General features: G+C 64.3%; 22 protein-coding genes, 1 tRNA gene and 1 pseudogene. 18 read left to right on the top strand and 6 right to left on the bottom strand.

Features of this window, described 5'->3' with window-relative positions; translation table 11 throughout:
- Nucleotides 1–10: 10 nt before the first annotated feature.
- The 4 genes and pseudogenes from IB235_RS20185 to IB235_RS20170 all read left to right on the top strand — a co-directional run bounded on the left by IB235_RS20185 (nt 11) and on the right by IB235_RS20170 (nt 2,409).
- The gene (locus IB235_RS20185; protein ID WP_192338257.1) at nt 11–391 is read left to right on the top strand and encodes a head decoration protein; all 381 of its coding nucleotides are present in this window, start codon (nt 11–13) and stop codon (nt 389–391) included.
- Nucleotides 392–435: 44 nt separating this feature from the next.
- A pseudogene (locus tag IB235_RS20180) lies at nt 436–1,458 on the top strand (major capsid protein).
- Nucleotides 1,459–1,468: 10 nt separating this feature from the next.
- Nucleotides 1,469–1,783 carry a hypothetical protein gene (locus tag IB235_RS20175; RefSeq protein ID WP_192338256.1) on the top strand — a complete coding sequence of 105 codons (315 nt, stop codon included), beginning with the start codon at nt 1,469–1,471 and terminating at the stop codon, nt 1,781–1,783.
- A complete protein-coding gene (locus tag IB235_RS20170; RefSeq protein ID WP_192338255.1) occupies nt 1,780–2,409 on the top strand; it encodes a DUF6441 family protein in 630 nt (209 codons plus the stop codon). Before IB235_RS20175 ends, IB235_RS20170 begins: the two co-directional genes overlap by 4 nt.
- A 12-nt stretch (nt 2,410–2,421) precedes the next feature.
- Here the strand turns inward: IB235_RS20170 and IB235_RS20165 are convergent, their stop codons facing one another.
- The gene (locus tag IB235_RS20165; protein ID WP_192338254.1) at nt 2,422–2,712 is read right to left on the bottom strand and encodes a type II toxin-antitoxin system RelE/ParE family toxin; all 291 of its coding nucleotides are present in this window, start codon (nt 2,710–2,712) and stop codon (nt 2,422–2,424) included.
- On the bottom strand, nt 2,700–2,984 hold the full coding sequence (locus IB235_RS20160) for a CopG family ribbon-helix-helix protein (protein WP_192338253.1): 285 nt from the start codon (nt 2,982–2,984) through the stop codon (nt 2,700–2,702). The genes IB235_RS20165 and IB235_RS20160 overlap by 13 nt, the downstream gene beginning before the upstream one ends.
- Before the next feature lie 89 nt (nt 2,985–3,073).
- Here IB235_RS20160 and IB235_RS20155 point away from each other — a divergent pair, with 89 nt between their 5' ends.
- Entirely contained in the window at nt 3,074–3,496 is a 423-nt protein-coding gene (locus IB235_RS20155; protein ID WP_192338252.1) for an acyl-CoA transferase, read from the top strand.
- 19 nt (nt 3,497–3,515) lie between these two features.
- Here the strand turns inward: IB235_RS20155 and IB235_RS20150 are convergent, their stop codons facing one another.
- The gene (locus IB235_RS20150) at nt 3,516–3,932 is read right to left on the bottom strand and encodes a thermonuclease family protein (protein ID WP_192338251.1); all 417 of its coding nucleotides are present in this window, start codon (nt 3,930–3,932) and stop codon (nt 3,516–3,518) included.
- Between the two features lie 75 nt (nt 3,933–4,007).
- On the opposite strand from IB235_RS20150, the gene IB235_RS20145 reads away from it, so the two are divergent.
- From IB235_RS20145 to IB235_RS20090, 12 genes are all read left to right on the top strand, one after another.
- Nucleotides 4,008–4,946: a phage tail tube protein gene (locus tag IB235_RS20145; RefSeq protein WP_192338250.1), complete on the top strand. Its 939-nt coding sequence runs from the start codon at nt 4,008–4,010 to the stop codon at nt 4,944–4,946.
- Between the two features lie 2 nt (nt 4,947–4,948).
- Entirely contained in the window at nt 4,949–5,386 is a 438-nt protein-coding gene (locus IB235_RS20140) for a hypothetical protein (protein ID WP_192338249.1), read from the top strand.
- A complete protein-coding gene (locus IB235_RS20135) occupies nt 5,383–5,619 on the top strand; it encodes a hypothetical protein (protein ID WP_370576958.1) in 237 nt (78 codons plus the stop codon). Before IB235_RS20140 ends, IB235_RS20135 begins: the two co-directional genes overlap by 4 nt.
- On the top strand, nt 5,612–8,041 hold the full coding sequence (locus IB235_RS20130; protein ID WP_192338248.1) for a phage tail tape measure C-terminal domain-containing protein: 2,430 nt from the start codon (nt 5,612–5,614) through the stop codon (nt 8,039–8,041). Before IB235_RS20135 ends, IB235_RS20130 begins: the two co-directional genes overlap by 8 nt.
- 59 nt (nt 8,042–8,100) lie before the next feature.
- The gene (locus IB235_RS20125; RefSeq protein ID WP_192338247.1) at nt 8,101–8,727 is read left to right on the top strand and encodes a DUF2460 domain-containing protein; all 627 of its coding nucleotides are present in this window, start codon (nt 8,101–8,103) and stop codon (nt 8,725–8,727) included.
- A complete protein-coding gene (locus tag IB235_RS20120; protein WP_192338246.1) occupies nt 8,724–9,608 on the top strand; it encodes a DUF2163 domain-containing protein in 885 nt (294 codons plus the stop codon). The genes IB235_RS20125 and IB235_RS20120 overlap by 4 nt, the downstream gene beginning before the upstream one ends.
- On the top strand, nt 9,605–10,066 hold the full coding sequence (locus IB235_RS20115; protein ID WP_192338245.1) for an NlpC/P60 family protein: 462 nt from the start codon (nt 9,605–9,607) through the stop codon (nt 10,064–10,066). The genes IB235_RS20120 and IB235_RS20115 overlap by 4 nt, the downstream gene beginning before the upstream one ends.
- A 3-nt stretch (nt 10,067–10,069) precedes the next feature.
- Complete coding sequence (locus IB235_RS20110; protein WP_192338244.1) at nt 10,070–14,026, top strand: glycoside hydrolase/phage tail family protein; 3,957 nt, start codon at nt 10,070–10,072, stop codon at nt 14,024–14,026.
- A gap of 13 nt (nt 14,027–14,039) precedes the next feature.
- A complete protein-coding gene (locus IB235_RS20105; RefSeq protein ID WP_192338243.1) occupies nt 14,040–14,783 on the top strand; it encodes a DUF2793 domain-containing protein in 744 nt (247 codons plus the stop codon).
- Nucleotides 14,783–15,022, top strand: coding sequence for a hypothetical protein (locus tag IB235_RS20100; RefSeq protein WP_192338242.1), 240 nt, complete (start codon nt 14,783–14,785; stop codon nt 15,020–15,022). The genes IB235_RS20105 and IB235_RS20100 overlap by 1 nt, the downstream gene beginning before the upstream one ends.
- A 67-nt stretch (nt 15,023–15,089) precedes the next feature.
- Entirely contained in the window at nt 15,090–15,758 is a 669-nt protein-coding gene (locus IB235_RS20095) for a D-Ala-D-Ala carboxypeptidase family metallohydrolase (RefSeq protein ID WP_192338241.1), read from the top strand.
- Nucleotides 15,755–15,994 carry a hypothetical protein gene (locus tag IB235_RS20090; protein WP_192338240.1) on the top strand — a complete coding sequence of 80 codons (240 nt, stop codon included), beginning with the start codon at nt 15,755–15,757 and terminating at the stop codon, nt 15,992–15,994. Before IB235_RS20095 ends, IB235_RS20090 begins: the two co-directional genes overlap by 4 nt.
- A 197-nt stretch (nt 15,995–16,191) precedes the next feature.
- On the opposite strand, the gene IB235_RS20085 is transcribed toward IB235_RS20090, so the two are convergent.
- Nucleotides 16,192–18,282 (bottom strand): inositol monophosphatase family protein, encoded by a 2,091-nt coding sequence (locus IB235_RS20085; RefSeq protein WP_225612502.1) that lies wholly within the window; start codon nt 18,280–18,282, stop codon nt 16,192–16,194.
- 97 nt (nt 18,283–18,379) lie between these two features.
- On the opposite strand from IB235_RS20085, the gene IB235_RS20080 reads away from it, so the two are divergent.
- Nucleotides 18,380–19,024 (top strand): hypothetical protein, encoded by a 645-nt coding sequence (locus IB235_RS20080; RefSeq protein WP_192338239.1) that lies wholly within the window; start codon nt 18,380–18,382, stop codon nt 19,022–19,024.
- 241 nt (nt 19,025–19,265) lie between these two features.
- On the opposite strand, the gene IB235_RS20075 is transcribed toward IB235_RS20080, so the two are convergent.
- On the bottom strand, nt 19,266–20,228 hold the full coding sequence (locus tag IB235_RS20075) for a hypothetical protein (RefSeq protein ID WP_192338238.1): 963 nt from the start codon (nt 20,226–20,228) through the stop codon (nt 19,266–19,268).
- 357 nt (nt 20,229–20,585) lie between these two features.
- Nucleotides 20,586–20,662, bottom strand: a tRNA-Met gene (locus tag IB235_RS20070).
- Nucleotides 20,663–20,711 lie beyond the last annotated feature (49 nt).

Raw genomic sequence — 20,711 nt, 5'->3', positions numbered from 1 at the left:
AGACTGACCAATGCCCGTCCTGACGGAACCGCCCAGCATGGGCGATGTCCTCAAATATGAGGTCAACCCGAACTACACCCGCGAGGTGATCACCCTGCTACAGGGCATGCCCTATCCGGTCGGCTCCGTGCTGGGGAAGATCACCGCCAGCGGCAAATATACCCTGTCACCCGCAACCGGGGCGGACGGTTCGCAGGTGGCCAGCGCAGTTCTGCTTAACGCCGTCGATGCCACATTGGCGGATGCGACAGGCATTATTGTCGCCCGTGGCCCCACGATCGTGTCGCGCGCGGGCCTCGCCTACGGCGCCACCGTCGATGACGGCACCAAGATCACCGCCAAGATCGGCCAGCTTGCCGCCGTCGGCATCATCGCCCGCGACGGCGCCTGACGCTCGGCGTCGGCTTCCACTTCCCCAATCCCCCGGAGCACCCCATGACCATCGTTCGCAATCCCTTTGACGCTGGCGGTTACTCGCTGGCCGAGATGACGCAGGCCATCAACATCCTGCCCAACCTCTACACCCGCCTTGGCCAGATCGGCCTCTTCCGCTTCGAGGGCGTCACCCAGCGGTCGGTGATCATCGAGCAATACGAAGGCGTGCTGAACCTGCTGCCCTCGGTTCCACTGGGTGGCCCCTCCACGGTGGGCACGCGGGAAGGCCGCTCGATGCGATCCTTCGCTCTGCCATGGATCCCGCACGACGACGTCATCTTGCCCGGTGACATTCAGGGCCAACCTGCGCTGGGCGTGTTTGACGCGGCCGATCCTCTGGTCGAGGTGATGAACCGCAAGCTGCAGCTGATGCGCCGCAAGCATGCCCAGACCCGCGAATAAATGGAGATGAACGCTCTGCGCGGCATCGTGAAGGATGGGGCGGGCACGACTCTCTACAACTACTTCACCGAATTCGGCCTCGCGCAGATCTCGGTGGATTTCCTGCTGGGAACGGCGGGCACCCTCGTGCAGGCCAAGGTCCGCGAGGTTTTGCGGGCAATCGAAGACAACCTCCTCGGCGAAAGCATGACGGACGTACATGCCCTCGTCAGCCGCGAATTCTTCGACAAGCTGATCGCGCACCCAAAGACCGAGGAGGCCTACAAGTTCTACGCCGCGACTGGCGCGCAGCCCCTGCGCCAGGATGTACGGCGCAACTTCCCCTTCGCAGGCATCGTGTTCGAGGAATATGCGGGCACCGTCACCCTCTCGACGAAGGCCACCGAACGGCTGGTCCCGGCGAACGAGGGCATCGCCTTCCCCTTGGGCACGATGGACACCTTCACCACCTATGGCGGCCCGGCCAACCTGCTCGAGGCGGCCAACACCCTCGGCCTGCCGCTCTACGCCCGCCAGCATCTCGACGAAAAAGGCCGCTGGATCGACCTGATGACCGAGGCCTCGATCCTGCCGGTGAACAAGCGGCCGCGCATCGCGATCCGCATCCACACCTCGAACTGACGGCGCCGACATGAACGTCTTCGCCACCGCCATGGACCGGATCTATGCCAACCCGTCCATGGCGACGGCCGCCGTCTGGATTTCTGCCACCACTTCAGAGGAACGCCCGATCCGGGTAATCCGCCGCGCCCCGGACCGCATCACTGAATTCGGGGCTGGGCGGTTTGTCAGCGACACCATGATGGTGGATGTGCGCCTGTCCGAACTGCCCGATCCCCGCCCGGGCGATCTGGTTGTCATCGGGGCAGACAGCTTCACCATTCAGGGCGAGCCGGTGCGCGACCGCGAACTTCTGATCTGGACACTGGACCTGCGTCCATCATGAAGCTGAAGATCGCGCTCGATCCCGACCTTGTTGCCCTGATGCAGGCCGAAATCGCCGCCGGCGAAAAGGCGGTGTCCGCCGCCATGCGCGAGGCAGGCACCGCCCTGAAATCCGCTTGGCGGTCGCAGATCACCGGCGCCGGGCTGGGCACCAGGCTCGGCAACAGCATCCGCCTCGCCAGCTTCCCCAAATCCGGCGACAGCCTGAACGCGGCGGCCTTCGTCTGGTCCAACGCCCCGGTGATCATCGGCGCGCATGACACGGGGCCAATGATCCGGTCCAAAGATGGGTTCTGGCTGGCGATCCCCACCCCCGCCGCTGGCAAAAGCACCAGGGGCGGCCGCATCACCCCCGGCGAATGGGAACGCCGAACCGGCTTGCGCCTGCGATTCATCTATCGTCGCCGTGGGCCGAGCCTGCTGGTGGCGGAGGGAAGGCTGAACTCCAAAGGCCGGGCCGTGGCGTCGAAGTCAAAAACCGGGCGCGGCGTGGCGACCGTCCCGATTTTCCTTCTGGTGCCGCAGGTCAAACTGCGCAAACGGCTGGATCTGGCGCGGGATGCAGAGAGCGCGGTAGATAGGGCGCCTGGGTTGATCGTTGCGAAATGGGTGGCAGGGAAGATCTGACGCCCCTACCCGTCAGTAGCCAGCCTCGCGCTGATGGCGCACGGCCAAGACCACCGCCGTTTCGCCGTCGAACCGATAGAGCGACACATAGCCACTGTCGCCAAAGGTGATGAACCACTCGCGGAATTCCGGTTCCATGTCCTCGACCGGTCGCCCGGCGCCCGGTTGATCGCGCAGGATGAGCATGCCCTCGCGAATGGATTTTGCGGCTCGTCGGGCTGCATCGGGGTTCTTTTCGGCAAGAAACTTGTAGAGCCGCTCGACGTCCCGCAGGGCGGCGGGCGACCAGATCAGTTGTGGCATTCAGGAACAGCCGCCTCTTCCCCTGCTTCCAGCTTCGCAAGCCAGGCATCGGCTTCGTCATGGGTGACGTGCTGGCCAGTCGCCTGATACTCCTGCCATGCCTGAAGTCCGGCCTGACGAAACGCTTCGCGCTTTTCTTCTCGCTCGACGAACTGCGCCACGGCTTCCCGCAGCATCCAGTGCGTTGAGCGATCCTTGGCATCCGCCAGCCGCTTGAGGCGGTCGCGGATATCCTGATCGAGCTTCACGGCAATGGGGCGGACGGCATTCATTCGGGCGACTCCGGGTGAGTATTCACAGGTATTACCTTTAGCACTTCGACCGCCATCGCAGAAGTCACAATTGAGCCAAAGGCCGTGAAATGCCAACCACCCGCGAAACCATCCTCGCCGCGCTGCACGCGCGACTGCAACCGCTTGCCGCGCTGATCTTGCGTGAAGAGGTGCTGCCCGAGCGGATCCCGCCTGCCGGTTTGATCATCCTGCGTGATGGCCAGCCGGGCGAACCCCAGGTCACACTCTCGCCCCTGCTCTATCATTACCAGCATCGCGCCGAGCTTGAGGTCATCGTTCAGGCCGGAGCGGGCCGGGCCAGCGCCTTTGACGCGCTGATCGCGAACATCGGTACGGCACTGGAGGCTGACCGCACGCTGGGCGGCCTTTGCGACTGGGTCGAACCCGAGGCTCCGGCCTCGGTCGATCTGCCGGTCGAGGGCGCCGCGGCACTGAAGGCGGCGGTGATCAGCGTCGTGTTGCATTACACCACCACCAGCCCCCTGGGCTGAGCTTCCTCGTCCACCGGTTTCAGCAGGTGCCGTAATAGCCCCGCGAGAAACTGCAATATTCGGTCGCGACACCCGCCCGGATCATCTCGGCGGCAATGTCGCGGCCATCGGGCAGAAAGCATTGCGCGACGATACGCTCGTAACGATCAATGTCGCGCAAGTTGCACTGCAGCCATCTGCCCGCAACCATCTGCCGCATCGTCGCGGTGGCATTGGACCCACCCGGCCGGTTTCCCTCCGGTGCGTCCAGGCCCCAGACCCGGACACGGCGGCTCTCGCCCTGAAGCGTAAAGGTATCGCCGTCGACAACTCGGCCGACAGAACCGGCAAACGCGGCCGGGCTCTGCCGGAGGTCGGTCTGTTGCGGCAGCAGCGGCGCGCAACCAAACAGAATGGCAGCAAGGACAACCGCCCGAAGAAACGAGAATGGCTTCATGCGCCGGGAATGCCCTCGGATGGGCCCAGAACGCAAGCCGCATCGCGACAATGATTCAATCGAAAGGAACACCCCATGGCTCGCGCACAAGGTGCGCGGTCGCAGCTTGCGGCCGCGTTCGAGACTGTTTACGGCACCCCGCCCGCGACCGGCTTCAAGCGGATGCCCTTCGCCGGGTCCACGCTCAGCGCCGAACAGCCGCTGTTGTCCTCGGAACTGCTGGGCTATGGCCGCGATCCGCTCGCACCGATCAAGGACGCGATCACGTCGGATGGCGACCTGACCATCCCGATCGATGCCGAGACGTTCGGCGTCTGGCTGAAGGCGGCATTCGGATCGCCGACCACCACCGGCACCGGGCCTTACGTCCATGATTTCGAGACCGGTAACTGGACGCTGCCGTCTTTGGCAATCGAAGTCGGCATGCCAGAGGTGCCGCGCTTCGCCATGTATTCAGGCGTGATGCTGAACCAGCTTTCATGGACCATGCAGCGTTCCGGCCTGCTGATCGCGAGCGCCGCGCTGGTGGCACAGGGCGAAACCATCGCGATCACGTCGCAGGCAGGTACCATCGCCGACCTCGACCTGATCCGTTTCGGCCATTTCAACGGATCGATCGAGCGTAATGGCACGGCGCTGGGCAACGTGGTCTCGGCCCAGATCACCTATGCCAACAACCTCGACCGCATCGAGACCATCCGCAACGACGGCATGATCGATGGCGCGGACCCGACTATCGCGGCCTTGACCGGATCGATCGAGGTCCGCTTCGCCGACACCACCCTCGTGCAGCAGGCGATCAACGGCACCCCCTGCGAGTTGGAATTCGCCTATGTCCTGCCGGGCGGCCAGTCGCTGACGATCACCGTCCATGCAGTCTATCTGCCCCGCCCCCGCGTCGAGATCAGCGGCCCGTCAGGCGTTCAGGCAACCTTCGACTGGCAGGCTGCGCTGGACCCGGCAAGCGGCTGCATGGCGACGATCACCCTCACCAACGATATCGCGAGTTACTGACCATGCTCAGACTGAACCTTTCGACCGAACCGCGCTGGTTCGAACTCCTGCCCGGCCTGCGCATCAAGGCCGCGCCGGTCACCACCGCCATCATGGCGGCGGCTCGCGCCGATGTGGTCAGCGAGGATATCGGCCCCGACGCCGCCAAAGAGGAACTGGCGGTCATCATGGCACAGGCGGTCGCGGGGCGCGTGGTGACCGAATGGGAAGGCGTCGGCGACGAGGACGGAAACGCGCTGCCGATCACGCCCGAAGGCATCCACGCGCTGCTGAATGTCTGGCCGGTTTTCGAAGCCTTCCAGTCGCAGGTGCTGGCACCGCATCTGGTTCTGGATGCGGAAAAAAACGGCTGCGCGCCCTCGCCGAATGGCACTTCGGCGGCGGCGACCGATACTGCGAAGCCTGCACAGGACCGTGCCCCGACTGCCCCGCAAGCGTGAACTATCCGGTAACGCCGGAAGGTTCGCAGGTCTGGGATCTGGCTGGCCGGATTAGCGGTCAGGTCCGGGCCATCCCCGGCGCCGTCCTCGGCTGGGACATGACCGCTGCCCTCGCAATGGGCAGAGCCCTCGGCATCGCCCCGCTGGTGGTGGCCGAACTGCTGCCGGTCATTGAGGCCGAAATGATCCGCAAGACGAACGAGAAGATCAGAGAGGGTGCCGAAGATGGCTGAGAGGAAGGTATCCGTGCGCCTGGTGGCCGAGAATGGCCGTCAGGTTCGCGCCGAACTGCAGGGCGTCGGCGAGGCGGGTGCGCGCGGTTTCCGCACCCTCAAATCCGAGGTGGACGTGGTCAGCGTCGTGCTGGCCAAGCTCGCCGGTATGGCGACCGCAGCCCTCGGCCCTGCCCTGACCCTTGTCACCACCGCGACGATCCGGGCGGCCGCCGAGGCGCAGCAACTGGCGACGGTCGCGAACGCGGCCCCCGATCAATTCCAGCGTTGGGCCGGGGCGACCCGCGCCGTCGGGATCGAGGAAGAGAAGCTGGCCGATATCCTGAAGGACGTGAACGACCGGGTCGGTGATTTCATGGCCACGGGCGGCGGTCCCATGGCCGACTTCTTCGAGAACATCGCGCCACGCGTCGGTGTGACCGCCGAGCAGTTCGCCCGCCTGTCCGGGCCTGACGCCCTGCAACTCTATGTGGACAGCCTCGAAAAGGCGGGCGTCGGCCAGCAGGAAATGACCTTCTACCTGGAGGCCATGGCCAGCGACCTGACCCGGATGCTGCCGCTGCTGCGCAATGGCGGCTCTGAGATGGACCGGTTGGGCCAGCGCGCCGCCGATCTGGGCGTCGTCATGGATAACAGCACCATCGCCACCATGCAGAAGGCGCAGATCGCGCTGTCGGGCGTCGGCATGGTGTTCGAGGGGATGCGCAACCAGATCGGTGCCGCGCTGGCACCCGCCCTGACCGACCTCTCCAATCGCTTCGTGGATCTCGCCTCGACGGGCGGCATCATCCACAGCGCCTTTCAGAATTTCCTGATCAACATGGAGCGCGTCGGCACCTATGCCGCCACGCTGGCCGCCTTCATGGGCGGGCGCTGGGTCGCGGGCTTCGTCGCCGCCCGCGTTGCCACCTTCAGCCTTGCGACCGCGCTGACGGCCCTGCGCGGCGCGCTGATCCGCACCGGCATCGGTGCGATCATCGTGGCCGCAGGCGAACTGATCTACCAGTTCACGCGGCTGGTCGAGCGCGTCGGAGGCATGGCCGATGCCTTCCGGGCGCTTGGCGCTCTCGCCGCAGAGATTGGCGGCAGGATCGGCATGGCCTTTCAGGCGTCCTTTGCGCTGATGGGCGCGGGATGGGAGGGGTTCCGTGCGCTCGTGTTCACGGTTCTCGATGGCATCGTGGCCGGGACCGCGATATCCATGGACCGATACATCGCGCTCTATGCCGGGGCGTTCGAAGCGGTCAAAGCGATCTGGGGCGCGCTGCCGGGTGCCATTGGCGACCTCGCATTTCAGGCGGCGAACGGCCTGATCGCGGGCGTCGAGGCGATGCTGAACGGCGTCGTCACCCGGATCAACAATTTCATCGGCGGAATCAACGCCGCACTGGCGGTCCTGCCCGATTGGGCGGTCGGTGAGGGTGGCGCGCAGATCGGGCAGCTGGACCCGTTCAGCATCGGCAGAATCAATAATCCTTTCGCGGGCGGCGCAACCGAGGCTGGCGCATCGGCGGCGGATGCTTTCGCCGACGCGTTCGGTCGCAGCTATGTCGGGGCCCCGGACCTGTTCGGCAATCTCGCTGACCAGGCAACCACCGCCGCCGCAGGCTATCTGGATCAGGCCGCGGCGCTGGGCGAAGCCGCCACCCGTCCTCTCGAAAGCTGGTCGGCGCTGACAGAGGTCGTCACCACGGCGGGCGAGGAAGGCGCGGCCGCAATGGACAGCGCGGCTGGGGCTGCTGACCGCACCGCCGAGGCGTTCGATGGCGCAGGCGGCGCGGCAGGCCGGGCCGCGGCAGCAGGCAAGAAGGCGGGCAAGGACGCGAAGGAAGGTGCCGACGAGGCAAAGACCGGCTGGGATGCCGTCGCCGCCTCGCTGACCGATTATGCCAATCAGGCCCGCGACATTGGCGGCGGGATTGGCAACGCCCTCGCAGGGGCATTCCAGAGCGCCGAGAACGCGGTCGGCGACTTCGTGACGAAGGGCAAGATCAGCGTCAGCGAGTTGGCGACCTCGATCATTGCAGACTTTGCCAGGATCGGCGCCCGGCGCTTCCTGCTCGGTCCCCTCGCCGGCGCGCTGAACGGCGCGCTGGGAGCTCTGGGTGGCGGGATCATGGCCAGCGTCCTGCACTCGGGCGGGATGGTCGGGTCGGGCGGCACAGGGCGCAACGTGTCCGCGATGGCCTTTGCCAATGCCCCCCGGATGCACTCTGGCGGCTGGGCCGGGCTGCGCTCGGATGAGGTGCCCGCGATCCTTCAGCGCGGCGAACGCGTTCTCTCGCGGCGGGAGGCGGCAGGCTACGGCAGCCCGGTTACTGTCAACATCGCCGCCCGCGATGCCGAATCCTTCCGGCAATCCCGCGCCCAGATCAGCACCGACATTGCCCGCGCAGTCGCGATGGGCCGGAGGAGCATGTGAGTGCTCCCCCGCAAGTGGGAACCGGTTGCGGGGAAAAATCACGAACCATGGAGAGTCTTATGGCGTTTCACGAAATCAGGTTCCCCGACAATATCAGCCGGGGCGCGCGGGGTGGTCCTTCGCGCCGAACGCAGATCGTTGAACTGGCATCCGGCGACGAGGAGCGGAACGCATCCTGGGCGAACAGCCGTCGCCGATACGACGTGTCCTATGGCATCCGTCGCGCCGATGACCTGGCCGCCGTCGTGGCCTTCTTCGAGGCTCGCAACGGCCGCCTGCACGGCTTCCGGTTCAAAGACTGGTCGGATTACAAGTCGGGCCTGCCTTCCGCTGTGCCTGCGCCGACAGACCATCTGATCGGCACCGGCAACGGGGCGCAGACGGCGTTCCAGCTTGTGAAGCGATACACGTCCGGTTCGCAATCGTGGACGCGCACGATCACCAAGCCCGTCGCTGGCACCGTCCGCGTGGCCGTGAACGGCGTCGAGGCCACCTCCGGCTGGTTGGCCGGTTACACCACCGGCATCGTCACGTTCGCCACCGCCCCGGCCAATGGCGTCACTGTCCGCGCCGGCTTCGAATTCGATGTGCCCGTCCGCTTCGACAGCGATGCGATGGACGTTACCCTCGATATCGAGCGCCTCGGCTCGATCACCTCAATCGGCCTCGTGGAGATCAGGCGATGAAAACGCTGCCCGCCAGCCTGCAGGCCCATCTGGACGACGGCACCACCACCCTCGCCTGGTGCTGGAAGATCAGCCGCGCCGACGGCGAGGTTATGGGCTTCACCGACCACGATCAAACGCTGACCTTTTCTCACACCGACTTCGAACCGGACAGCGGCTTCGCTGCATCCGAGATCCGGGGCGGTGCCGATCTGTCGGTGGATTCGCAGGACGCGGAAGGCGTTCTGACCTCCGACCGGATCACCGAGGCCGATATCCTTGATGGCCGCTGGGACAATGCCACCGTCGAGGTCTGGCGCGTGAACTGGAACGCGACCGGCCAGCGGGTGCTGATCCGGCGCGGTTCCATCGGCGAGTTGCGGCGCGGGCGCATGTCCTTCGTGGCAGAGGTCCGCAGCATGGCGCATGTCCTCGGCCAGACCGTCGGGCGCGCGTTTCAGGGCACCTGTGATGCGGCGCTGGGCGATGGGCGCTGCGGCGTGACCATCAGCGACCCGGCCTTTTCAGGCACGGGCAGCGTGACCGACGTGCTGCGTGACCGCGCCTTCACAGTCAGCGGCATCAACAGCTTTGCCGGCGGCTGGTTCGCCTTCGGGCTTCTGGAATGGATCACGGGCGCGAACGCCGGAAAGCAGGCCGAGGTGATGCTGCACGACAAGGCGTCCAGCATCGTGACCCTGACCCTGCTTGGGGCCCCCGTTTACGGAATTGCGCCGGGCGATGGCTTCAGCATTCAGGCGGGCTGCGACAAGCGATCATCGACCTGCCAGACCAAGTTTGCCAACATCGCGAACTTCCGCGGCTTCCCGCACATTCCGGGGCAGGACACCGTGATCCGCTACGCGAAGAGCGATGGCGGGCATGACGGGGCCGTCCTGTGAGGTCCGCCGATCCTCGACGCGTCGTTGCCGCCGCGCGCGGCTGGCTGGGCACCCCCTACCACGATCAGGCGAGCGTTCGCGGTGTCGGCTGCGACTGCCTTGGGCTGGCACGGGGCATCTGGCGCGAACTGGTCGGCGACGAGGCCATCCCCGTTCCGCCCTACAGTCGCGATTGGGGCGAGGCGGGCGGCCGCGAGTTGCTAGCTGAAAGCGCGGGCCGCGTCATGATCCCCGTCGCGGCAGGCGAGGCCGGGGCCGGCGCGGTGATCCTGTTTCGGATGCGCGCCTCCGCCGTGGTGAAGCATGTCGGCATCCTGACCGGGGAGGGCACCTTCATCCACAGCTATGAACGGCTGGGCGTGATCGAGGAACCTCTCACCACCGCATGGCGTCGGCGCTTCGCCTTCGCCTTCCTGTTTCCCCGCCCGACCCCGCGCCCGCGCAAGAAGAAGTCCTGATCCATGGCAACAATCGTTCTCGGCGCAGTCGGCACCGCCATCGGCGGCGGCATCAGTGGCGCGGTCCTCGGGTTTTCCGGCGCGGCCATCGGCGGCATGATCGGCTCCACCGTCGGTTCGATGGTCGATAGCTGGATCGTGTCCTCGCTGCAGCCCGGCCAGCGGATCGAGGGCCAGCGCATGGACAACCTGCGCGTCACCTCGGCCACCGAGGGTGTCGTGATCCCGCGCCTCTATGGCCGGATGCGGATTGGAGGCAACGTGATCTGGGCCACCGATTTCCGCGAGGAAACGAACACCCAACGTCAGGGCGGTGGCAAGGGCGGCGGGCAGAAGGTCACAACCACCGAGTATCTCTATTACGCGTCATTCGCGGTCGCGCTCTGCGAAGGCTCAATCACCGGCATCGGGCGTGTCTGGGCTGACGGCGAGCTCGTGGACCTGACCGAGGACACCTGGCGCTGGTATCCCGGCAGCGAGACGCAGCAGGCCGACCCCTTCATCTCCGCAAAGATGGGCGCGGGCGACACGCCCGCCTATCGCGGCACCGCCTATGTGGTGTTCGAGGAACTGGCCCTGTCGCGCTTCGGCAACCGCATCCCGCAGTTCTCGTTCGAGGTGTTCCGCCCGCTGGATGATGCCGACACCGCCGAGGGCCTCGTGCCCGCCGTGACCATCATCCCCGCATCGGGCGAGTTTGCCTATGCAACGCAGATGGTGCGCAAGACCGATGGCGAGGGCAGCGGGGCCGAGAACGTCAATGCGCTGGCCCAGACCGCCGACATGATCGTCTCGCTCGACCGGCTGGAAGCCATGGTGCCATCGGTCAGAAGCGCCTCGCTGGTGGTCTCATGGTTCGGCGACGATCTGCGCGCCGGCAACTGCAAGATCAGGCCAAAGGTCGAGCTGCCGCAGAAGAACACCTCGCCGGAATGGTCGGTCAACGGCGTGGATCGCGGCGATGCGCTGGTGGTCAGTCAGGACGACGAGGGGCGCCCGGTCTATGGCGGCACCCCGGCCGACTTCTCGGTCATTCAGTCGATCCGCGAAATCAAGGATCGCGGGCTGAAAGTGACTTTCTATCCGTTCCTGATGATGGACATTCCGGCTGGCAACACATTGCCCGACCCGTATTCCAACAACGCCTCGACCATCGGCCAGCCGGTCCTGCCGTGGCGCGGGCGGATCACCTGTTCGCCCGCCGCTGGAGTCACCGGCACCGTGGACAAGACCGCAGTCGCCGCAACGCAGGTCAGCGCCTTCTTTGGTGCCGCCCAGCCTTCCGATTTCACCGTCTCGGGTGATACCGTAACGTGGACCGGCCCTGCTGGTGATTGGGGCTTCCGGCGCATGATCCTGCACAATGCCCACCTCTGCGCAGTCGCGGGTGGCGTGGACGCATTTCTGATCGCCTCCGAAATGCGCGGGCTCACCCAGATCAGGTCCGGGGCCGCCGCCTATCCCGCCGTGGAGCAGCTTCGCGACCTAGCGGCCGCCGTCCGCTCGATCCTCGGCCCAGGCACGAAGATCAGCTATGCCGCCGACTGGTCGGAGTATTTCGGGCACCACCCGTCCGACGGATCGAACGATCTGTTTTTCCACCTCGACCCGTTCTGGTCAGACGCGAACATCGACTTCGTCGGCATCGACAATTACATGCCGCTGTCCGACTGGCGCGATGGCTGGGACCACCTCGACGCGCAGGTGTGGCCCTCGATCTACGACCGGGCCTATCTGCAATCGAACATCGCGGGCGGCGAAGGCTTCGACTGGTTCTACGCCAGCGAGGCGGATCGCGCATCGCAGACCCGGACGCCGATCACCGATGGCCTCGGGACGCCTTGGGTGTTCCGCTTCAAGGATATCCGCGCATGGTGGTCGAACGCGCACTGCAACCGTCCGGGCGGCGCCCTGGGCGGCTGGACCGCGTGGGTGGCTCAGTCAAAGCCGATCTGGTTCACCGAACTCGGATGCCCCGCAATCGATCGGGGCCCGAACCAGCCCAACGTGTTCTACGATACTAAATCGTCGGAATCCTTCGCACCCTACTTCTCGCGCGGCTGGCGCGACGATGCCGTGCAGCGGGCCTACCTCGAAGCAACCTATCTGTTCTGGAAGGACGCGGCCAACAATCCGACCTCCACCCAATATTCCGGGCGCATGGTCAACGTCGATGAATGCGCCGCCTGGACCTGGGATGCCCGGCCCTATCCGTTCTTCCCCGAACTGTCGTCCGTCTGGTCCGACGGCGCGAACTGGCGGCTGGGGCACTGGCTGACCGGGCGGCTGGGTGCCGTCTCGCTCGCGGCGCTGGTTCGGCACCTGTGCCGCCGCGCAGGCATGCCGGATGCATGGATCGACGTGTCGGGCCTGACCGGCGCTGTCGATGGCTATGTGATCACCGCGCTGGAATCGCCCCGCACCTCGATCACGATGCTGGCCCGGCATTTCGGGTTTGATGCCGTCGAGACCGAAGGCCGGATCAGGTTCATGATGCGCGGCCGGGCGCCGGTGGCGACCATTTCGCCGGAAGGCATGGTTGCGACCGGGTCCGAAGGCGACGTGATGGAACTGGCGCGCGGGCAGGAGACCGAACTGCCGCAGGCCCTGAAATGGCAGGTCGCGCGGGCGGATGAGGATTACGACGGGATCACCGTCGAGTCGCGCCGGATCACGGTCGAAGCCAGCCGCGTGTCCTCGGACAGCTTCCCGATGGCGGTGCCGCCTGAAGAAGCCGACCGCCGCTGCCGCCGCGCGCTGATGGAGGCATGGGTCGGCCGCGAGACCGGCTCGTTCCAGTTGCCGCCCTCGCGCCTCGCGCTGGACCCCGGCGACGTGATCCTGCTCGATCATGACGGGCGGCTGGCGCAGATGCGCATCCTCGCCACCTCCGACGCGGAGGCGCGCGGCATCGAGACCATCCGGCAGGATCGGGATGCCTATGACCTGCCGCCCGGAAGCCCGCGCCCGGCATCGCTGGCCCGGCCCGTGGTGTTCGGCCAGCCGCTGGTCGCGTTCATGGACCTGCCGCAACTGCGTGAGGATCACAGCCCTCACCAGCCGCTGATCGCTACCTTCGCAAAGCCGTGGCCCGGCCAGATCGCGGTGCTCCGCAGCGCCGAAGACTCCGGTTTTGAACTCCTGACCGCGTTCCGCGGCCGGGCGCGCATGGGCGAATTGGTCGCGGACCTCTATTCCGGGCCGACCTCCCGGTTCGACTATGGCAATTCGGTCTATGTCGAATTGCTGTCGGGCACCCTTGAGAGCGTCACCGACGCCCGCCTGTTCAGCGGCGAGAACTCGATCGCAGTCGAGCAGCCATCCGGAGCATGGGAAATCCTGCAATTCGGGGATGCCGAACTGATCGCGACCGGCAGGTATCGTCTGTCGCGCCTGCTGCGCGGTCAGCGCGGCACGGATGCGGATATGGCCGAGATGGTTGCGATCGGCGCGCGGGTGGTGCTGCTGGACGCCGCGGTCAATCCCTTGCCGGTCACCGAGGCAGACCTCGGACTGCCATGGAACTGGCGGGTCGGCCCGGCATCCCGCCCGGTCAGCGACGAAAGCTATCTCGCGAAGACCTTCACGCCGCGCGGCATGGGCCTGCGCCCGTTCGCGCCGGTCCATGTCGAACAGCCATGGCGGCGCGCGCGCGAGATCGGCGATCTGACCATCCGCTGGAAAAGAAGGGATCGGTCCCTCGCCGCGGATAACTGGAATGCTGCCGAGGTGCCCATGAGCGAGGTATCTGAGTCCTGGCAGGTTGACATAATGAACGGATCGGTTGTCAGGCGCATCCTGACCAAAACTGGATCAAGCAGTGTGATTTACACCGCCACGCAGCAGGTGGCCGATTGGGGCGCACCGCTCGGCCCCGGCACGTTCCTCGATATCCGCATTGCCCAGATCGGGCAGGCCTATGGCGCCGGTGCCGCGCCGATCACCACCCTCTGGTTCTGAGCAGGAGACCATCATGTCCGAGACCACGGCGCATCTGGCGCTGCCTTTCATCATGGCAGCACAGGCCCAGAAACATGTCACCCATAATGAGGCGCTGCGCCTGCTCGACGGGATCGTCCAGCTTGCCGTCCTTGACCGCCACCTGACCGCGCCGCCCGCCAGCCCGGCCGAGGGCGACCGCTACATCCCCGCCAGTGGCGCCACCGGTGCATGGAGCGGCTGGGATGGCAGCCTGGCCTACTGGATCGACGGGGCTTGGATGAAGATCCTGCCCGCGCCGGGGTGGCTGGCATGGGTGGTGGACGAATCCCAGGCGATCGTCTGGACCGGCGCGGCCTGGATCCCCGTCGCCAATGCCATGGGATTCATCGCCCAATCTGCCAGCGTGGCCGTCGCCCGCGGCCCGAACAATGGCACCACGGGAATTTCTGTGCTCGAGGAGACCCTGACCGGGCTCTCTGGCGCCACCCGCGACAGCAGCATTGCGATCCCCAATCGCGCCATCGCTCTCGGCGTCTCCGCGCGCACGGTGACGGCGATCACCGGCGCCACTTCCTATGACTGCGGCATTGCCGCTGAGGCCTCGAAATTCGGCGGCTCGCTCGGCGTTGCCATGGGCAGCACCAACATCGGCGTCATCGGCCCGCAGGCCTTCTACGCCAACACCCCGATCCGACTGACTGCCAAAGGCGGGAGCTTCACCGGCGGCGCGGTGCGCATCGCGATTCACTGCCTGACCTGTGGGGTGCCGAATTGATGGACACTATTCGTGAATGGTGGGGCGCGATCATGGCGGCCTGTGGGCTGGGCGTCTGGCTGATCCGGCTTGAGAGCACCTCGCGGACCGCCCTGCGCGAGGTCGAACGGCTGGAAAAGCAGATCGACGCCGAGCGCCACACGATCTCCGAGACCCGCAAGGAGCAGAACGAGATGCTGCGTGAGATGCGCGGTGACATCAAGCGCCTCCTGGAGCGCAGCGGCCCCACCCGCGACTGACCCACCCGACAACCCGATCCCGTCCCCTGCCCCGCGCCCTCGCGGGGTCTTTCGCATGGAGAGATGAATGGCCTTTTATCAGCACTGGCGGAACGTGCCGAAACGGGTATGGAGCTGGCCCAGTTTCTCCCCGGCCGAGATCGCCTGTCGCGGCACCGGCAAGATCCTGATCAACGAGGACGCCCTCAACAGATTGCAGGACCTGCGCACCATTTTGGGCAAGCCGATGATCGTGCACTCCGCCTATCGCAGTCCCGAACACAACAGGGCAGTCGGCGGCGCCAAGGCATCGAAGCATATGGAAGGCACGGCTTTCGATATCTCGATGGCGAACCATGATCCGGCGAGTTTCATCGCTGCTGCCCGCAAGGCCGGTTTCCAGGGCATCGGTACCTATCCGAGGTCGAACTTCATCCATATCGACACCGGCCCGGGCCGCGCCTGGGGCGATCCATTCCCGGCGCGGGCCTCGTCCTTCGCGCTCGATCAGGCCCCGGCGCGGGAACGTCTGGCCGACAGCCGCACGCTCAAAGGCGGCGGTGCGGCCAGCATCGGCACGGTCGGGGCGGCAGGTATTGAAGTGGCCCAGCAGACGCTGGCCGAAGCACAGGGTGCGATCCAGCCGCTGATCGGACATCTGGACACGCTTCGCTGGCTGTTCATTGCTCTGGCACTCGGAGGCATCGCGATCACGATCTACGCACGGATCGACGACTGGAAACGGGGACGGCGATGATCGTCCTCCTTGCATCGCTGTGGCGGCGGGCTCTTCCCTGGCTGGCTCTCGCCACCGCCATTCTCCTCTTCATGTTCAGCGCCCGGCGCAGCGGGGAGAGAGCCGGGCGCCTATCCGAGCGCATTGAAACCACCGAAAGGAGCAATGATGCCCTTCGTCAGATGCTGGAAGCCGGAGCTGATCGTCCTCGCGACCGTGATGATCTTGTCCGGAGGCTGCGCGAGGGTGGCTTTTGACCCCACCACCTGTCCACCCGTTGTCGATTATTCGCCCGAGGACCAACAACGCGCTGCGGCGGAGATCGAGGTCCTGCCAGGAGGTTCGGTCGTCGCGGGGATGATGGCAGACTACCACGTTATGCGCCGGCAGGCCGTGGCCTGCGGGTGACAACGTTCTTGCTCGGGCCTCAGATTCGGAAAGCTTCGGCGCCGGCCTAGTGAACCCAGCGGGGCAATCTGATTTCCTGCTCGGGATAAATTGGTTTCATCGCATTCGTCCAGATTTCGATGAGTTGCTTGTGAGAAATTGAATGGGCAGAGAACTCCCGCAGGAGCGCGGTCGTTGCCAATGAAAGGGCATCGGCCAATCCGAAGTTCTGGACTCGCGCGGCCAATACCGCCGCTTCAGCGTAGCCGTCGAGCTTTGCTTGCAGAAGCAACCGCCGCTGATCGACAGGCTGGCAGCTGACTGCATGATTCTGCCCCCGTGTTGTTACTCGCTTCGGCGTAATACCTCGTCCTTCCCTTCCGGCTGCAAGCAGCGCCTCGGCCAGCTCCATCGCATCGTCGGGCCAGTATTCCCGAGGGCGCGGATGCCGGACACCTCTCCCATTTACCGGTCGGCAGGAGAGGATTGCGTTGCGCCACTGAAGAGGAACCGCCTCGCGTCCCTGTAGCGCGCCAAGCAGCGCTCCACAGATCGCCGCATTGGTGTCGGTGTCGCCGCCGCGCCCCACGGTGGCAGTTAAAGCCTCGGCCAAGGGGGTGCCGCGCATCAAGTGATGAAAGGCATTCTGAAACGCGATGAGGACCCAACCCATCTGGAGCTGGAATTCCGCGGGTGCGCTGTGCCGAGAGGCATTGAGCAACTGGCGAATCTGATACGCCTCCCGTCCATCGCCGGCATGTCGATCAGCAGCGGCCCACATTTCCTCCGCATCTCCGCCGGCGATCCCGGTCGCGATTGCCGCGGCATAGGCTGCGCTTGCAGCCTGGCACACCGCATTCGGATGGGTCAGCCGAGCATCTTCGGCCGCGATTTTCGCGGCGAGTGCAGGTTCACCCTTGGCGAAGATTCCGATCGGGCTGACCCGCATCAGCGCACCGTTTGCTTGGCTTAGATCACTTGTTGCTGGGGTTCCCGCGGCAATCGCAGCGATACCGTTGCGCGTCGTGCCGCCGATGTCGAAAGGGCCGGAGCGCTCCCATCGAACATAAGCCCGCCCTACATGTGCGGCGTCAAAACCGCGAGTTGCCACAAGCGACCTCGCCAAAGCCAACGCCATCTCGCCATCATCGGTCGGCTGGCCGGCGATAAGGTTCCAGGTTCCCCCATCTGTCAGGCGGGTGACCCCGCTCGGATAGCACCGGCTTATGTCGGCGGCCGAGCGGAACTCGACAGCAGAGCCAAGTGCATCCCCCGCAAGCTGGCCGAGCAAGACCCCTTGCGCACGCGCGAGCTGCCCGGCATCTCCAATCCGAGCGACCGGACGAGCTGGTCGGCGGGGCTCTCGTGGCCCTCTTGTCGGACCGTGAGCGGCAAGGCCTGACACCGTATCCGCATCCCCGCCAATGCAGCCATCGAAAGTCGGCCGACTGTAGCAGATCGGACGACCAGCGCGTTCAACCAACACGCCTCCGGCCCCGACAAGCAGAGCATGACCACCAGCCAAGTCCCAGTGACAAAGGCCACGAACCAGGCTGATCGCAGCGTCGACCTCACCGACCGCGGCGAGAGCCAGTCTATAGGCGGGACTTGGCATTCCGATCATGCGTATTTTCGGCAGGGTCTCGTAGTTGTGCCTGGCATGATCAGCCACATTGGCATTCATCGCAACGGTGATTGGAAATTTTGGCGCCCGGCGCACGATAGGAATGCCGTTGCGGGTCAAGGTCGCGCCTTTAGCCCATGCGATCAGATCCCCACGATCGTCCGGGGCAAGAGGCGCAAAGACCACACCAAGAATAGGTTGGCCATTGCGAACAAGCGCCACCGAAATAGCTGATCCGCGGTGGCCGGTAAGAAAGTCGGCCGTGCCGTCCAGCGGATCGACCACCCAGCTGTCGTAGCCTGCGACACATGTCTGACCGGTTTCCTCGCCGATAAAGCTGCAGCGGTGAAGATGCAGCAACTGCTCTCTCAGGAACGTCTCAATCTCGGTGTCAATAAGAACCTTGGCGTTGCGGCTCCGCGGTCCTTCCGGACGATGAAATTCTGCCCGCAGCATCGCACCACCTTCAGACACCAGGTTGATCACGGCGGGCAGTAGTTCGACAGCTGCGATTTCAGCATGGGACTCGATCATTGCGTTCTCCTTCGCTTCGTTGAAGCATGGATACGCCGGGACGAAGGTTTGCGGCGATCACTCGGGATTTTCCGGTTCGGCGTTTTGGGGGCGAAGAATGCAGGTTTTGCGTAACGCGGTCGGGTTCTACTGGACGCTGCCGGTTCCGTGGGCGGGGTTCAGGGAACTGCCAAAGGATATCGAAGCGGCGGCAGATGAAAGCCGTACAATCCGCTACCAACGCGAGATCATCCGGCGTCGTGCCAAGGAGAGGAACTACAAACTTATCAGGGAAGAGGTCTTTCTTGAGATTGAGCCTGATCGGGGCAGCAAGCAGGTGCTTGACGCCTTGAAGCCAGTCACCAGAATCTGCCAGGAAAACGACGCCGTCCTGCTGCTCGTCGATTTTTCCGAAGTACAGGGCTGGCGGAGCCACGGGCCGCTTTCAGATTGGGCGCAGCAGACGCCTATCGATATAGAGACCGTTTATCCGGACGAGTTTGTGGTCGACCGCAAGCTGTTCGATCCTCATGCGCATTTCGCGCAATGGCGTGTTCGGCAGGAAGAGTGGTCTGCGGGGAAAGGCGCGCGCATGGTGGTCGCCTCTCGAGAGGCGCGGAGACTGCGTGCGCAGAAGCAACCCTACAAGGCGATCGCCGACGTTCTGAACGATCGGTCGTTGCGGAGTGCAACCGGCAAGCCTTGGACGGAAGATAGCGTCCGCAAATTGCTGAGGCCAGAAGACCTTCAAAACAACGAGTAAATGGCACGGCGGGAAACGCAACGCACTGTATTACGGCCTGACTCGTGATCCGGCGACAGTTATTTCCTGCTTTCGTCCGCCCCAAACGAAAGAGCGCGCACCTACGCGGGAGACGAGAATGTCGGAGGAGCACCGGATGGGCGATCAGATCATTCGTGCGTGCAACCGCTCCAGCGCGTGATGCGGGGAACGGACGAGACGAGCTGATCTCTACTCAGCTATCGCGATCCTGAGGACCGCACTATTCTTCGTCGCTCTTGGTGAATCGCGACAGGAACTGCAGCATCTCTTTGTTCGGTTTGGGCCAGCTATAGACGCCCCGACGCCAGCTTTCGGTATTCATGGCATTGGTGTTCACAGATACCCATGCAAGCAGATCGTCGTGAAGCACCGAATACCGATGGCCCATGACCTCTATGTCGAGAAGCGTGTCGGTCCCAATCAAGGACTTGGAAATCATTGGTCGCATCACGGCTCTCACATGGGATGGTCGGTCGGCGACACTGGCGACTGAGGCGGATTGAAGTCTTGAACTAAAACGCGCCACGCCACTACAAAATGAATATGGCATCGCGCCATCAAACTGACAGCAATCAGCATCATAGGATACCGACTTGAGAAATCGGCACATGCAGTCGCCGTAGAGGTCCAAATACCGGCCTTGCACCCATTTGAGGATGTCCCGCCTGCCACCATGTAAATGCCAGTCCGACTTTGCGAGCAACGTCATGTTGCACGGGTGCAGGTTCAGGAGCATCCGTCGCGAAAGCTCGTCCTTGGTCCAGGTTCGCCAAAGCAAGTTTCGGTCTTTCACGTCGACAAGATGTGCAGCGTGAAAGCCAGCGCGGTTGAGATTGGCCCTTCCCCGCATCTGGAAGAAATGGACAGGAAGGCTTGAGAAGAAGCCCTCAGCATCTTCTTTCAATTCTGCACCCGACAGCAGTGTGACATGAATCTGCCAGACCGGAGAGTTATCGCAGGGCATCACCCGGTTGTTGTGATCGGTCAGCACAACTTCACCACGCGTTAGGCCTCGCAGCTGTCGGACCAGGAACAGTGGATCTTCACCATCGAGATAGTCCCGGAGGTAGCTGTCAAATCGATCAACGACCTCGCGGGAAGGGAGGTTCGGCAAAATGTGCTTCTCGAAAAACTCCGGGAAGAGCCCCTCGAATTGGGTTGGGCAAGTGAACATCTTCGACACCCAAGGTCTTTTTTGTCCAGAAATAGGTGGCACATATTGGCGATTTGCCGCGGTCATAACATAGGTATGTCGACCTCTATTGCGAGCGCAACCGCCTGTCGTTCGTAGGCGTGCGTGGAAGGCCGTCTTTGGATGAAAGGGCGATCAGTCGCCTGGGAACTTCAACCCGTCAAGCTGAAGGAGGGTGGAGCGCAGCGGTCACCGCTTAAACTTCACCCGCCAGTTCATATGTTTGCCCGCGTATGCGCGCGCTTGCGGTTTTTCTGTTCTGGTGTTGATGTGGCGTTGATGTAAACGCGGAAGCGCCGGTGGTATATGAATACCATCGGCTTATGTGTTTGATATGTGGTAATTTTTTGGTTGCGGGGGCAGGATTTGAACCTGCGACCTTCAGGTTATGAGCCTGACGAGCTACCGGGCTGCTCTACCCCGCGCCATTTGCGCTGATCGGGAGATAGCGCTGGTTCATCGTTTCGAGAGACG

The organism is Paracoccus sp. PAR01 (assembly GCF_014851995.1).
GTDB lineage: Bacteria > Pseudomonadota > Alphaproteobacteria > Rhodobacterales > Rhodobacteraceae > Paracoccus > Paracoccus litorisediminis.
Note: the sequence above shows the minus strand (reverse complement) of the source record. Positions and strands in the feature narration are given on the sequence as shown.

Excerpts from the sequence above, each read along its gene's own strand:
- IB235_RS20175 (WP_192338256.1), top strand. The coding sequence starts at position 1,469 with ATGAACGTCTTCGCCACCGCCATGGACCGGATCTATGCCAACCCGTCC.
- IB235_RS20150 (WP_192338251.1), bottom strand. The coding sequence starts at position 3,932 with ATGAAGCCATTCTCGTTTCTTCGGGCGGTTGTCCTTGCTGCCATTCTG.
- IB235_RS20100 (WP_192338242.1), top strand. The coding sequence starts at position 14,783 with ATGGACACTATTCGTGAATGGTGGGGCGCGATCATGGCGGCCTGTGGG.
- IB235_RS20080 (WP_192338239.1), top strand. The coding sequence starts at position 18,380 with ATGCAGGTTTTGCGTAACGCGGTCGGGTTCTACTGGACGCTGCCGGTT.
- IB235_RS20105 (WP_192338243.1), top strand. The coding sequence starts at position 14,040 with ATGTCCGAGACCACGGCGCATCTGGCGCTGCCTTTCATCATGGCAGCA.
- IB235_RS20145 (WP_192338250.1), top strand. The coding sequence starts at position 4,008 with ATGGCTCGCGCACAAGGTGCGCGGTCGCAGCTTGCGGCCGCGTTCGAG.
- IB235_RS20160 (WP_192338253.1), bottom strand. The coding sequence starts at position 2,984 with ATGAATGCCGTCCGCCCCATTGCCGTGAAGCTCGATCAGGATATCCGC.
- IB235_RS20110 (WP_192338244.1), top strand. The coding sequence starts at position 10,070 with ATGGCAACAATCGTTCTCGGCGCAGTCGGCACCGCCATCGGCGGCGGC.
- IB235_RS20085 (WP_225612502.1), bottom strand. The coding sequence starts at position 18,282 with ATGATCGAGTCCCATGCTGAAATCGCAGCTGTCGAACTACTGCCCGCC.
- IB235_RS20170 (WP_192338255.1), top strand. The coding sequence starts at position 1,780 with ATGAAGCTGAAGATCGCGCTCGATCCCGACCTTGTTGCCCTGATGCAG.
- IB235_RS20140 (WP_192338249.1), top strand. The coding sequence starts at position 4,949 with ATGCTCAGACTGAACCTTTCGACCGAACCGCGCTGGTTCGAACTCCTG.
- IB235_RS20090 (WP_192338240.1), top strand. The coding sequence starts at position 15,755 with ATGATCGTCCTCCTTGCATCGCTGTGGCGGCGGGCTCTTCCCTGGCTG.
- IB235_RS20095 (WP_192338241.1), top strand. The coding sequence starts at position 15,090 with ATGGCCTTTTATCAGCACTGGCGGAACGTGCCGAAACGGGTATGGAGC.
- IB235_RS20130 (WP_192338248.1), top strand. The coding sequence starts at position 5,612 with ATGGCTGAGAGGAAGGTATCCGTGCGCCTGGTGGCCGAGAATGGCCGT.
- IB235_RS20165 (WP_192338254.1), bottom strand. The coding sequence starts at position 2,712 with ATGCCACAACTGATCTGGTCGCCCGCCGCCCTGCGGGACGTCGAGCGG.
- IB235_RS20185 (WP_192338257.1), top strand. The coding sequence starts at position 11 with ATGCCCGTCCTGACGGAACCGCCCAGCATGGGCGATGTCCTCAAATAT.
- IB235_RS20125 (WP_192338247.1), top strand. The coding sequence starts at position 8,101 with ATGGCGTTTCACGAAATCAGGTTCCCCGACAATATCAGCCGGGGCGCG.
- IB235_RS20155 (WP_192338252.1), top strand. The coding sequence starts at position 3,074 with ATGCCAACCACCCGCGAAACCATCCTCGCCGCGCTGCACGCGCGACTG.
- IB235_RS20120 (WP_192338246.1), top strand. The coding sequence starts at position 8,724 with ATGAAAACGCTGCCCGCCAGCCTGCAGGCCCATCTGGACGACGGCACC.